9 protein-coding genes are annotated in these 13,257 nt (G+C 58.9%); 1 reads left to right on the top strand and 8 read right to left on the bottom strand.

Going from position 1 to position 13,257, the window contains the following annotated elements:
- The 7 genes from AAAB16_RS20860 to AAAB16_RS20830 form a co-directional block, all read right to left on the bottom strand.
- Nucleotides 1-1,059: extracellular solute-binding protein (locus AAAB16_RS20860; protein WP_340665054.1), on the bottom strand; the 1,059-nt coding region annotated here is incomplete at its 3' end.
- Between the two features lie 19 nt (nucleotides 1,060-1,078).
- The gene (locus tag AAAB16_RS20855) at nucleotides 1,079-2,680 is read right to left on the bottom strand and encodes a dipeptide ABC transporter ATP-binding protein (protein WP_340665053.1); all 1,602 of its coding nucleotides are present in this window, start codon (nucleotides 2,678-2,680) and stop codon (nucleotides 1,079-1,081) included.
- Entirely contained in the window at nucleotides 2,680-3,831 is a 1,152-nt protein-coding gene (locus AAAB16_RS20850; RefSeq protein WP_340665052.1) for an ABC transporter permease, read from the bottom strand. Before AAAB16_RS20850 ends, AAAB16_RS20855 begins: the two co-directional genes overlap by 1 nt.
- The gene (locus AAAB16_RS20845) at nucleotides 3,831-4,892 is read right to left on the bottom strand and encodes an ABC transporter permease subunit (protein WP_340665051.1); all 1,062 of its coding nucleotides are present in this window, start codon (nucleotides 4,890-4,892) and stop codon (nucleotides 3,831-3,833) included. The genes AAAB16_RS20850 and AAAB16_RS20845 overlap by 1 nt, the downstream gene beginning before the upstream one ends.
- A 707-nt stretch (nucleotides 4,893-5,599) precedes the next feature.
- On the bottom strand, nucleotides 5,600-6,934 hold the full coding sequence (locus AAAB16_RS20840) for an LLM class flavin-dependent oxidoreductase (protein WP_340665050.1): 1,335 nt from the start codon (nucleotides 6,932-6,934) through the stop codon (nucleotides 5,600-5,602).
- A gap of 89 nt (nucleotides 6,935-7,023) precedes the next feature.
- The gene (locus AAAB16_RS20835) at nucleotides 7,024-7,698 is read right to left on the bottom strand and encodes a class II aldolase/adducin family protein (protein ID WP_340665049.1); all 675 of its coding nucleotides are present in this window, start codon (nucleotides 7,696-7,698) and stop codon (nucleotides 7,024-7,026) included.
- A 51-nt stretch (nucleotides 7,699-7,749) separates the two neighbouring features.
- Nucleotides 7,750-8,808 (bottom strand): ABC transporter substrate-binding protein, encoded by a 1,059-nt coding sequence (locus AAAB16_RS20830; protein ID WP_340665048.1) that lies wholly within the window; start codon nucleotides 8,806-8,808, stop codon nucleotides 7,750-7,752.
- A 685-nt stretch (nucleotides 8,809-9,493) separates the two neighbouring features.
- On the opposite strand from AAAB16_RS20830, the gene AAAB16_RS20825 reads away from it, so the two are divergent.
- Nucleotides 9,494-11,920, top strand: coding sequence for a TonB-dependent receptor (locus AAAB16_RS20825; protein WP_340665047.1), 2,427 nt, complete (start codon nucleotides 9,494-9,496; stop codon nucleotides 11,918-11,920).
- A gap of 177 nt (nucleotides 11,921-12,097) precedes the next feature.
- Here the strand turns inward: AAAB16_RS20825 and AAAB16_RS20820 are convergent.
- Nucleotides 12,098-13,257 (bottom strand): autotransporter domain-containing protein (locus tag AAAB16_RS20820; RefSeq protein WP_340665046.1); only part of this gene is annotated, 1,160 nt, incomplete at its 5' end.

Below are 13,257 nucleotides of genomic sequence, written 5' to 3'. Positions count from 1 at the left end.
CTCAAAATCCAGCGCGTAGTTCAATGCCTCACGCACGCGAGGGTCTTGAAAACGCGGCTTGCGCAGGTTGACCACCCAGCCATTCATGGCCGGTGGGTTGCGATGGGCAAACTGGCGCTTAACCAACTCGCCCTGGTCAAAGCGTTTGCCGATGTACTGGCAGCACCAGTAACGCATTTGGGTTTCGCTGATCACGTCGTAGTCGCCCGCGCGCAGGGCGGCTACTTGCGTGTCGCGGTCTTTGTAGAGCTTGAAATCGATGCTGGCGAAGTTAAATGAACCGCGGCGCGCCGGCAGGTCGTTGGCCCAATAGTTAGGGTTGCGCCGGTAAATAATCCCGCGCCCGCTAATGGCCTTATCGATCAGGTAGGGGCCGCTGGCCACCGGCTGCTCGAAGCGCAATTGGTCAAAGGCCACGCGGCTGCCATCGGCCTGTTGCCCCCACTTTGGCGAGAACACCGGCAGGCTGCCGGCGATAAACGACAGGTCGCGGCCTTTGCGCTTAAAGGCAAAACGCACGCGCTGGGGGTCGAGCACCTGCACGTCGGCAATCTCGGCAAAGTAGGCCTTGAAACGCGGGCTGGCTTTGCCGTCGGTGAGGGTTTTAAACGAATACAACACGTCGCTGGCGGTTACCGTATCGCCATTGCTAAAGCGTGCCTTGGGGTTGAGGTGAAACACCACCGAGGTGAAGTCATCGGCCACCTGAATATCATCGGCGAGCAGGCCGTACTGGGTATTCAGTTCGTCCATGCCGTTGATGGTCAGGGTTTCAAATACCAGTTCCAGCAGCCCTGGTGGTGGCGTGCCACGCAGGCTATAGGGGTTGTATTTATCAAAGCTGCTGTTGGTGGCCACCAGCGACATCGACAGTGTGCCGCCTTTGGGTGCTTGCGGGTTTACGTAGTCAAAATGCTGAAAGTCGGCCGGGTATTTCGGTGTGCCAAATTGCGCCACCGCATAAGCCGCCATGCTTGCCGACGGGCTGGCCAACAGCACGCCGCACAAGCCCAGTACCGCGTAGAAACGTGGGCGTGATAACAAGGTCGTTCGAGTCATAAAGTTTCCACGGGCCGGCTTATAACGAGGCCTGAACCAGGCTTTGGGTATAGGGGTGCTGGGGACGGGCGATGAGTTCGGCGGTGTCGCCAGACTCAACGATCACGCCGTCTTTGAGCACATACAGGCGGTGCGCCAAGGCATTCACCACGGCCAGGTCATGGCTGATCAGCACATAGCTCAGGCCATGCTTTTTCTGCAGGCTGACCAGCAACTGCAAGATCTGATTTTGAATCGACACATCCAGCGCCGAGGTCGGCTCGTCGAGCACCACCACCCGTGGCTTCAACACCAGGGCGCGGGCAATGGCGATGCGTTGCCGCTGACCACCGGAAAACTCATGGGGGTAGCGGCTTAGGGCGCTAACCGGCAGGCCGACTTCGCCGAGCACGTCCACAATGCGTTGCAGCCGTTGCGCGGCGCTTAGGGCGGGGAAGTGCAGGGCCAAGCCTTCGCCGACAATCTGCGTCACGGTTTGGCGTGGCGACAGCGAGCCAAAGGGGTCTTGAAACACCACCTGCAAGGTGGCGCGCAGTTCGCGGCGCTGCTGCCTGGTGCGCTGCTCAATGGCCACCCCATCAAACGCCAACGCGCCGCTTTTTAGCGGAATCAAACTGAGAATGGCCTGGGCCAGGGTCGATTTACCCGAACCGGATTCGCCCACCACACCAATGGTTTCCCCGGCACGTAGCGAGACATCGGCACTGTCCAAGGCGATAAAACGATCCTGACGAAACCAGCCGCGCCAGCCGGCAATCTTTTTCCCGTACTCGACCCGCAGCGCCTGGGTGTGCAGCAAGGTGGCGGCCTGCGCCGGCACCTCGGCAATCTCCCGCTGTGGCCGGCTGTTCAGCAGTTTGATGGTGTAGGGATGTTGCGGCCGCGCAAACAGCGCTTCGGTGTTGTTGCTCTCCACCAGCTTGCCGTGCTCCATCACCGCCACGCGCTGGGCAAAACGGCGGACCAGATTGAGGTCGTGGGTGATCAGCAAAATGGCCATGCCCTGGCCGTCGTTGCGCGCCGCTTCCTCTTCTTGCAAATCCAGCAGCAACTGCACGATGCGCGCCCGCACGGTCATATCCAGGGCGGTGGTCGGCTCGTCGGCAATCAATAGTTTCGGCCGGCAGGCCAAGGCCATCGCGATCACCGCGCGCTGCAATTGGCCACCGGATAGCTGATGGGGAAAGCTGTCCACGCGCCGCTCGGGTTCGCGAATACCGGTGCGCGCCAGCAAGCGGATGGTTTTCTCCCGTGCCTCGCGCGGGCCCAGGCCCTCGTGTAACTGCAAGGTTTCAATAATCTGCGCACCGATGCTGTACAGCGGGTTTAGCGCCGACATCGGTTCCTGAAAAATCATCGCCACATCGCGGCCGCGAATCTGCCGGATTTGCCCGATGGATTTTTTCTGCAAATCGTTGCCTTGCAACAGAATGCGCCCCTGCACCTTGGCTTGCGGTAACAGGCGCAGAATCGACAAGGCGGTAATGGTTTTGCCCGAGCCGGACTCACCCACCAGCGCCAGGCGCTCGCCGGGTTGGATATGCAGGGTGAGATCGTCGACCACCGTGCGGTTGCCCAGGCTGATGGTCAGGTTTTCCAGGCTTAACAGCGGCGCACTCATTACACAGCCTCCGGCGGCAGCTTGTCGGCGATATGGGTGTCCATGGCATTGCGTAACGCCTCGCCCATAAAGGTCAGCAACAGCAGGGTCAGCATCAACACACCAAAGGCTGATACCGCGATCCACCAGGCGTCGAGGTTCTCTTTGCCTTGCAGCAGTAGGGCGCCCAGGCTGGGGGCGGGCGCTTGTACGCCAAGGCCGAGAAAGTCCAGGCTGGCCAGGGCCATGATGGCGGCGCTCATGCGAAACGGCAGAAAGGTGATCACCGGCGTCAGGCTATTGGGCAGGATATGCCGCCAGATAATCTGCCCATGGGACAGGCCCATGGCTCGCGCGGCCTTGACGTATTCCAACTGACGATTACGCAGGAACTCGGCGCGGACAAAGTCGGACAGATAGATCCAGCCAAACAGCGACAACAGCACCGCCAGCAAGATCAAACTCGGCTCAAAAATCGAGGCAAAGATAATCAGCAGATACAGCTCGGGCAGCGAACCCCACACCTCAATTAAACGCTGCGCCACGAGATCGATTTTGCCGGCGAAGTAACCCTGCACCGCGCCGATCAACACGCCTAAAACGGTGCCAATCAGGGTCAGTGCCAAACCAAAGGTCACCGATACGCGAAAGCCATACAGCAGGCGCGCAACGATGTCGTAACCGGCAATATCGGTGCCCAGCAGGTTTTCCGCCGTGGGCGGGCCGGGGTAGTGCACGGCGTTGGAGAAGTAATTCAGCGTGTCGTAGTAATAGGGGTTGGGCGCATACAAGGCAAAGTTGCCGGGGGCGGCCAACTGCTGCTGGATAAATGGGTCGTTGTAATCGGCATAAATCGGCAACTGGCCGCCAAACAGCGCTTCCGGGTAATCGTTGACCAGCGGGAAAAACCACTGGTTGTGGAAGTACACCAACAAAGGTTTGTCATTGCTGATTACCTCACCGGCCAGGCTGATGATGTACAGCGAGGCGAACAGAATCAGGCTCCAATAACCCAGGCGGTTTTGCTTAAAACGCAGCCATAGGCGCCGGCCAGGCGACAGCGCCGGTGCGGTTTGCAGCGCGCTGGCAGGCAGCAGTTCTTCGCGAACATGCGGTACGCGCCGCCATAGACGCTGCCAGAAACTCGGGGGCGAAATAGTCTGCGCGGTCATCAGGCCACCTGTGCGTCGAATTTGATTCGTGGGTCGACCAGCACGTAGGCGATATCGCCCACCAGCTTGGTCAGCAGGCCGATCAGGGTCAGCAAATAAAGGCTGCCGAGTACCACCGGGTAGTCGCGGCTATTGATCGACTCATAAGAAAGCAAGCCGAGGCCGTCGAGGGAAAACAGCGTTTCAATCAGCAAGCTGCCGGTAAAAAACGCCGCGATAAAGGCGCCGGGAAAGCCGGTCACCAGCGGCAGCAAGGCGTTGCGAAACACGTGCTTCCACAACACCCGGCGCTCGGACAAGCCCTTGGCGCGGGCGGTGAGCACGTACTGGCGGCTGATTTCTTCGAGAAAAGTGTTTTTCGTCAGCAGGGTTTTTAGCGCAAAGGTACTGAGCACCGAGGCGGCCACGGGCAGGGTGATATGCCAGAGGTAATCGCTGACCTTGCCTAGGCCGCTGAGCTCGTCCCAGTTATCCGAAGTGAGCCCGCGCAGCGGAAAAACATCCCAAAACGAGCCGCCGCCAAACAACACAATCAGCAGCACACCGAGGACAAACCCCGGCACCGCGTAGGCGCACAAAATCAGCAGGCTGGTGATGAAATCAAACCGGCTACCGGCGCGTACCGCCTTGGCGACACCCAGCGGCACCGAGATCAGGTAAGTGAGAATAAAGGTCCAGATACCCAGGGAAACCGACACGCCGAGCTTGGACTTGATCAGCTCCCAGACGCTCTCGTTACGGAAATAACTTTCACCCAAATCAAAGCGCAGAAAGTTACTCAGCATTGAGGTGTAGCGCTGCAACACCGGCTGATCAAAACCGTACTGCTCGGTGAGGTGGGCGATCTGCTGCTCGTCGATGCCTTGTCGGCCGCTATAACTCCAACCGCCACCCGACGCGCCACCCTCAGCACCGGAGCGGGCGCTTTGCTGATCGAGATTGCTCAGCACATGATCGACAGGGCCACCCGGCACAAATTGAGTGACCAGAAACGTCAGGGTCAGCACCCCCACTAACGTGGGGATCATCGCCAGTAAGCGGGTGATCAGGTAATACAACATGGCGTAGGTTCCGGCGGGGTTGTTAGGGGGGTATTGCAGGAAGTGAACCAAGTTGTGGTGGATGGTTTTGTTTTTATAAGTAATTGATAAATAGCGTTTTTATATTTTTATGGCTTTCTGTTTTTACATGGCTTTTATGCGGTTGTTAGCGCGTTGCTGCCAGGCCAGCAGTAGGGTGCTGCGGGAGAGGCAGCAGCGTGCGGTAGGCGGCGGCGCGAAGCAGGTGGTGTACACAAATTGTTCCCCTCTGCCCGCTTGCGGGAGAGGGCTAGGGAGAGGGTTTTGATGTTGTGTACGACGGTTGGCTTGGGCGAATGTAGAAAAAGCCAAGCCCTCACCCCAACCCTCTCCCGCAAGCGGGCAGAGGGGGCTGATGTTTGTTGGGGTTGAGATCGGGTATTTGCGTCACACCGTGCGTGTATCTGCCGCTTGCCTAAAGGTGAAGTTCCAGCACCGCTAAACGGGGCATGCGGTGGGAGGCTGCGTGCGTTTAGGCAAGCGACGCGAAGCAGGTGGTATACACAAATCGATCACCTCTGCCCGCTTGCGGGAGAGGGGTAGGGAGAGGGTTTTGATTTTTGTGTACGGCGGTTGGCTTGGGTGATGTAGAAAAGCCAAGCCCTCACCCCAACCCTCTCCCGCAAGCGGGCAGAGGGGGTTGATGTTTGTTGGGTTTGAGAGCGGCTTTTTTTTCCTGGGTACTTGCGTCACGCCGTGCGCGTGTCCCTGGGATTCCCCGGTCGCTTGAGCCCAAGGTTTTCCCGATAGGTTTTGCCTTCATATTCGGTGCGGAAGATTCCGCGCCGTTGCAGTTCCGGCACCACTAAACGGGTGAAGTCTTCAAAGCCTTGTGGCAGGTACGGCGGCACTACGTTGAAGCCATCGGCGCCACGTTCAACAAACCATTGCTCAATGGTGTCGGCCACGGTTTTAACCGAGCCAATGGCTTGCAGGTGGCCACGGGAAACCCTGAAACGCAGTACCAGTTGGCGAATGCTCAGGTTTTCGCGGCGGGCCAGGTCCAGTTGCTGTTGGAAGCGCCCTTTGCCATTGGCGTCGGCCTGGTAGGGCAGGTCGGGCAGGGGGCCGTCGACGTCGTACGAGGAAAGGTCAAAACCGCCAAAGGATATATTGCTGACGTCGACCAGTTGCTGCAGCTGGTTAAAGCGGTCCTGCGCTTCTTGGTCGGATTCGGCTACCACCACCGACAACCCTGGCGTGACTTTCAGTTGGTCTTCATCGCGGCCGTATTTGGCCATACGCCCTTTAAGGTTGGCGTAGTAAGCCTTGGCGATATCCAGTGACTGCGCCGAGGCATAGGTCATTTCCGCTTCGCGGGCGGCGAATTCCAGGCCGGTTTCCGAGTTGCCGGCCTGTACGATTACCGGGTAGCCCTGGATCGGCCGCGGGTAGTCGAGCAGCCCTTCGGAGCTGAAGTATTTGCCGTGGTGGTTGACCGGATGCCCGGCGCTTGGCTTGTAGAACTGGCCGGCCTGGCGGTCCGGTTGGTCGAAGGCGTCGTCGTCCCAGCTGTCCCACAGTGCCTTGGTCACGGCAATAAATTCGGCGGCGCGTTCGTAGCGTTCTTCATGGCTACGCGGCTCGCTGATGCCGAAGTTTTTTGCGCTGTGTTCGGAGAATGACGACACCACGTTCCAGCCGGCGCGGCCACCACTGAGGTGATCAAGCGAAGTGAATTTGCGCGCTACGTGGTAGGGCGAGTCGTAGTTGGTATTGACCGTGGCCACCAGGCCAATGTGCTGGGTCACGGCGGCAATCGCCGACAGCAGGGTGAACGGTTCGAACTGGTAGTTCTGCGGGCTGCGGCCGGTTTGCGGGGTGACCTCGCCGGAGCGGCCGATAAAGTCGGCGACAAAGAAGGTGTCGAATTTGGCCGCTTCGGCCAGTTTGGCGGCGTTGATCCACCACTGCAGATTGGGCCGGCCGTTGTCGGTGGAGCTGGGGTGTCTCCAGGCTTCCGGGTGATGACCGAAGCGGTGGAGAAATACGTTAAGAGCCAGTTGGCGTTTTTTGCTGCTCACGGTGCGGTTCTCTATGCGCAAGCCAGGGGTGTGAGGGCACGCCCCATAGGGCCGGGACCGCCAGGCGCTCCCGGATGTAAAGCGACGGCTTAGCCGCTAAAGGCTGCGGATTTTTCCAGCAGGCCGGTGCGTTTCCATTGCAGTTCCAGCGCGCCCGGGGTGTACACCTGGGCGCCACCGAGCTGCTCGGCAATGGCTTGGAAGCGCGCGGCTTCTTCGACAAACAGGATGGTTTCCGCAGTTTTGATAATGCCCTGGCCCCAGAAATTGGCGCCGCCGTTGGATTCCAGCAGGGCCGGTGGTGGCGCCAGTTCCGGGTGTTTGTCCAGACGCTCGCGGATTACTTCCAGCGGGCTGCGGGTGCGTTCCAGGTGGTTGGGAATGGTGCGGGCGAGCAAGTGCCGAGCGGCTGCTACGTAAAGGATTGGGAAGTCTTTGTGTGCCAGCGACCAGGCCGACAGCCAGGCGGTGTGCACGTGAATCAGGGTGTCGGCTTCCAGACGGGCTTCGTGCAGCAGCGAATTCGGCGTTTCGGCAAAGGACGACACGCTGATTTTCGGCGCTTGGCTGCGGGCCAACCCACCGGGAAAACGAATTCCCAGCAGGGTGTCGGTGCCTGGCACGCGATGGGAAATATGGAACGTCAGGCTGGCCGACAACGTGCCATTGGCACGCAGGCTTTCGAACACGTGTACGGCATCGGATTTGGCCTGTTCGATATAGGCAATCAGGTCCAGCTCAGCGGTTTTTTCAAAGGCGCTCATGGGGTGTTGCTCCAAAAAATAAGGGCTAAACAGCGGTGGGTTGCGAATGCCTTATGCGGCCGCAGCGGCTTTGGCTTTTTCCTCGGCGACCAGCTTTTGTGCCTGTTCCAGCGGGCCGCTGACGATCCAGTCGGTCACCTTGAAATCAGCTTGCAAATAGCCCCAGTCGCGCAGGAAGTTCTTTTGCGTGGTCAGGCCGTCGATGTATTGCTGGCTTAACCTCGGCGTAAACGACAGGTGCACATCCGCGCCATGGGAGCCGATCACTTCGGCCGCCGTGGCGTTGCTGTCTTCCGGTTGCAGCAGTTGCACCACTTCGTCGTGGTGGCTGGCCGCCCATTCGGCGGTACGCAGCAATACGGCCAGGTAGCGCACCACCACGTCGGGGTGTTGTTCGAGGAATTGGCGGTCGACGGTGATCGGCCGTGGCGTGCCGTTATTCACCCGCAGCAGCGGATCGGACAGCTCGTTGATGTTCAGCAGTTGGCGATAACGCGGGTCTTGCGACAGGCGATAGCCACGGGTAAAGCGCAAAAAGATGGCGTCTACGGTGCCGGCGTCCAGCGCGGTTACCGCGACGTCGGCGCGCTGTTCGCGGGTGCTGCTGCGCGGGCCGTCTTCGCTGTCGTAGCTGGGGGCGTCGAGGTCAACCAGGGTGACGTCGGCGGTGGTCAGGCCGGCTAGCGATAACGCGGTGACGTAGCCGTGCTGAGCAGCACCGCGCTGGAAGTCGATTACCGCGTTTTTATGCAGCGGCACACCTAGGCGTTTGCCTTTGAGGTCGGCGATATCGCGGATATCGCTGTCAGCGCGGGTGAGGATGCCTTGGTACTCGTCCAGCCAAGTAATGCCGACGACTACTGTGTCCGCGCCGGCGCCTTTGGCCCAGATCGGCGGAATATTTCCGCCCTCACGAAATAGCCCGGTTTGCTGGTGGTGATAGTGCGCATTGCGCACCGCCAGGCTGTGGGAATCACGCAACGAATGCAGCACGGTATCGGCGCCAGCGAACTCGTCTTGCAGCCAGTTTTTGCGGATGGCCAGCGCCGAGGCCGTGGCCGCGCCACAGCGGGTATAAAACAATTCAACGGGTGGGTTAGACGTACTCATGACCGTTCCTTGAAGAGCTGAGTGGTTATTCACGGGAACCAGCAGAGCATGCTCCATGCCATTTTTTTAAAGCGTGGTTTAAGTGGCGGTTTAAATGCTTGGGAAATACCGTGAGCAATTAACTAACTGCACGATTTATAACGAATTGCTCAGTTTTAATCGGCGGCTTTTAAGCGCTGGCGAAACTCGCTGCTGTTTGTTTTCGGTAGCAGCGTGTTGGCTTTTATTGTTGCTGTAACAGCAGTTTTAGTTGTAATTGCTGCGTTCTCAGCACGGCATAAGCAACTGCGAAAAAAGCATTAGGCGACTTTTGTTGGCTGTTCTATGGCGAGCTGGGTGCCGCGTGGGGAGTGACTTGCAGGTTTTCTAGCGAACTATGGTGATGCTGGGTAGGGGGAAATCAGTAGCAGTTTTCCCTGCTCTTCTGTTTATTGCAGTGCTACGTTAGTTGCCTGGTTAAAATACAGGGGAGTGTTGCAGGGTCAGCAATTGAGCAGCAATTATTTGTTCGCTTGGCAGCATTTTTATTGGGTTGTTCGAGTCGTATTAAGTTCGCGCGTTTAAAACATCTTCAGTGTTTGCGCCGCTTCCGGGGCTGTTTAGCTGCCTGGCACAGTTTCTGCTATTTCAATTTGGATTTTAATAACCAGAACCCAAGTTTTAATATTTAGCAGGGGCACGCTTAATGTCACGTTTAACTAAGCAGTGGAGTGCTGAGAAAACCGCAGTGTTAGTGCCGGAGTCAGCGCATTACTTAAAGAAAGTTCTCGCCCAGTCGGTGTCGCAAGCGTGCATCGTCGGTTTGACCGCCAGCCTGCTGGCCGTGGGGGCGCAGGCAGCGGAACCACAAAGCAAAGTGCTGGCGGCGGAAAAAGCTGATCAGGCGGCCGATAGCAACAGCGACAATCAGCTCGATGCCGTGGTGGTAACCGCGCAAAAGCGCACGGAAAAGCTCAAGGATGTGCCCATCCCGATTACCGCCATTTCCGGCACGGCGATCCGCGATAAAAACATCACCACCTCGTCTGATGTGGAACGCTTGGCACCCAACCTCTCGGGCCAGTCCAGCGGCAACACCGGTGGCCGTACCGGCAAGCCACGTTGGTTCTTGCGGGGTATCGGCACCAACGACCCGAACGCTAACCAGGAAGGGCCGTTGTCGGTGTACGTCGACGAAGTGGTAGTGGGTCTACAAGGCGATCAAAACTTCCCGCTCTACGACCTGGAACGCGTCGAAGTCTTGCGTGGCCCGCAGGGCACCTTGTGGGGCAAAAACAACACCGGCGGTGCACTGCATTTCATCTCGAAAAAACCGACGTTTGATAACAACGGTTACGCCCGTTTAGGCGCCGGCAGTTTTGGCCGGCAAACGTTGGAAGCCGCCAGTGGCGGTGGCTTGGTTGACGAAAAGCTCGCCGGCCGCGCGGCGATTTATTACGAGAAGGGCGATGGCTGGGCAAAAAATATCGTCACCGGCGACGATGGCCCGCAGTTGGAAGACTTCAACGGCCGCTTCCAGTTGCTGGCGAATTTCTCCGACCAGCTCGACGGCTTGCTTAACTTGAACGTGCGCAAATACCGCACCGGCAATATCCCCAACTATGTGGTCGGCGCCACCAGCGTTAACAACGTCACCAGGCCCAACCCCAATGGCGGCATCAACCAAGGCGGCAGCACCTATATTCCGCCCTACGGCGATGACCCGGACAACCGCAGCGACTTCTGGAACGGCGATAGCTCGGCGAAAAACAACCTGTTTGCCGGTAGCTTCAAGCTCAACTGGTACCTGGCAGAAAACACCCTGACCTCGATTACCGCGCTGAACTACGGCGACGGCTCCACCGACGCCGAGGCCGGCACGCCCAGCGGCACCACGCTGGACCAGACCAGCACCTTGGGCGATACCTCCTCGCACCAATTCACCCAGGAGCTGCGCTTGAGCTCGGCCCAAGACCAGGCCTTGACCTGGCTGGTCGGCGCCTACTATTACGACCTGACCGCCGACAGCAAAACCAAGTCGATTCGCTACAAGGTCGGCACCACCCAAGAGCAATACAGCCAGAGTTCATGGGACCAGGACGCAAAAAGTTTTGCCATTTTTGGCAACAGCAAATACCGCTTTAACGAGCGTGCAGCACTGACCCTGGGCTTGCGGCAAACCTGGGAGTCCAAAGACATCACCGAAACCACGCTGACCGCCACCGACACCGCTGGCAACCAGAACATCGTGGTCGTGCGCCCAGGCGGCAGCCCCAACTCCGTTACCGGCAGCGGCGTGGTCGCGCCGGCAGAACTGAGCAAAGACGCCAACTGGAACAAGACCACCTGGGATATCACCCCGGAATACTTCATCACCCCGGATGTGATGGTGTACGCGCGGGTCGCCTCGGGTTTCCGCTCCGGTGGGTTTAACCAGTCCATCGTGCGTGGCGACATTATTCAGACCGAACCAGAAACCCTGATCGACTACGAAGTGGGGCTGAAAACCACCTGGCTGGATGGTCGTCTGACGGCTAACGCCAACGCCTTCTACTACGACATCAAAGACCTGCAACTGAACATTCAGCAGCAGGTGCCGGGCACCACCATCACCAGCACCGCCGGCGCGTCTGACGGTAATGTGAAGGGTCTGGAATTCGAAGTAGAGGCGCTGCCGACCGAGTTCTGGCGGGTGTCGTCGAGCCTGGGTTTGCTGCGCGCTGAATACACCAACTTCACCTACAACATCGGTGGCGTGGATCTGGACGCCAGCGGCAACAAGTTCTACCGCACGCCGGAGACCTCATTTCGCCTCGACACCGACTACCGTATTCCTGTTACCGCATTGGGCGGCAGCGTAATTGTTGGCACCGATTGGTCGTACCGCAGCCACATCTACCACAACGCTACGGTGCAGAATGACCCGGTGCAGGAGACTCCGGGCTACTGGATCGGTAATGCGCGGATTAGCTACCAGCCGAATGACAAGGCGTGGCAGGTGTCGGGGTACGTTAATAACTGGACTAATGAGTCGGAGAAGGTGCTGTCGCAGATTGTGACGACCCGTGGGGTGTACCCGACGGGGTATATCGCACCGCGGACGTTTGGCGTGCAGACGACGATTAATTTTTAAGCGGAGTAGGGCGGGTGTGCTGTGCGCACCCGCTTTTGATGTGTGCTTTGGGTACAGAGTTAGTCTTCTTTACCCTGCGTGTTGAACCTTATAGTCCGTGCGTAAGGCGCGAAACCAAATACATAAAAAGCAACAGCGGTGCGCACAGCACACCCTACGAGCCGTGCGCCCCTCCACTCAAAACCTATAGCTATATTCCAAGCGCATTTCATGGCTCTTGGCATCCGAAGCCAGTTGCCCGGCATAGGTCAGTTGCACCTTGCTGCTCTGGCCAACATTCATCTCCACGCTGGTCTCCACAATTGCCGCATTTTTGGCGATCGGCGTGCCTTGGGTGGTAAAGCTCGCGCCGGTTTCACCAAAGGTCATGTCGGCTTCGGGTATCTCGTTGCCAAAGGTGTGTTGCCAGCCCAGGCCACCGCGCACTACCAGGTCGATGTCGTTTTGCAGGTTGATGTTTTGCGCGGCCCGCACACCAACGGTTGAGCTGGTGGTGGATTCGTCGATTTTCGATTCCAGGCTGGCGGCGCCGCCTTTTTCTTTGATGGTGTCGGTTGTGTAGCGGGTGTGGGTCAGGTTGAGGTACGGCTCAACGGTGGTTGCTTTGAGGTCGAGCAGGTAGCCAACTTCGCCGTATACCTGCCAGGTGTTGGCGTCGTAGTCGGCCTTGAGGCGGTCGCTAAAGCCGGTAAAGGCCACGTCGCGGGTGCTGCTGACATCTTGCCAGCTATAGAGCGTGCCGCCGCGCAGGCTTAGGCGGTTTTCTTGGTAACGGGCGTAGGCGCCGAGGTGGTAGGCGTCGACGCTTATGTCGCTGTTGCGTGCGTCCACATCGGCGGAGGTGTGGCTGTAGCCGGTGGTAAAGCCGCCACGCCAGGCCGCACTAAGCGCACGGTCGTAGCCAAACATCATGCCGCTGGTGGAGTGGTCCATGCTGGCGGTGTTGCTGTCGCCGTCGTTGCTGCCCCAGCCGCCAAGGGCGTAGGCCCAGGCCGAGCTGTGTGCGTCATCCGAGCCTTCCAGGGCCAAGGGCATCAGCGGCAGGGGGTTTTGCACGGAGCAGGTACGTTGGCTGGTGGATTGGCAGGTTTGGCGCATGCGCGCGAGCACGGCTTGTTGGGCCATCTGCGAGCTGGTTTGCATGGCCGCTACGCTGCTGGCGAAGGCTTCACCGGAGAGCTGGTCGTAGGCGTTTACCGCTTCTTCGGCGTTCAGGCCGAGGATGGCGTTGTATAGCGTGCCGCCACCGGAGCGTTCTAGCGCACCGCCCACGGCCGCTTGGTTGGGCGTGGTGGCGACGCTGGTCAGCCCGGCGCCGTTGCGGGTCAGGTCAAGGG

Source organism: Pseudomonas sp. (assembly GCF_037994325.1).
Taxonomy (GTDB): Bacteria; Pseudomonadota; Gammaproteobacteria; order Pseudomonadales; family Pseudomonadaceae; genus Aquipseudomonas.
This window is presented reverse-complemented; position numbering and strand designations above follow the sequence as displayed.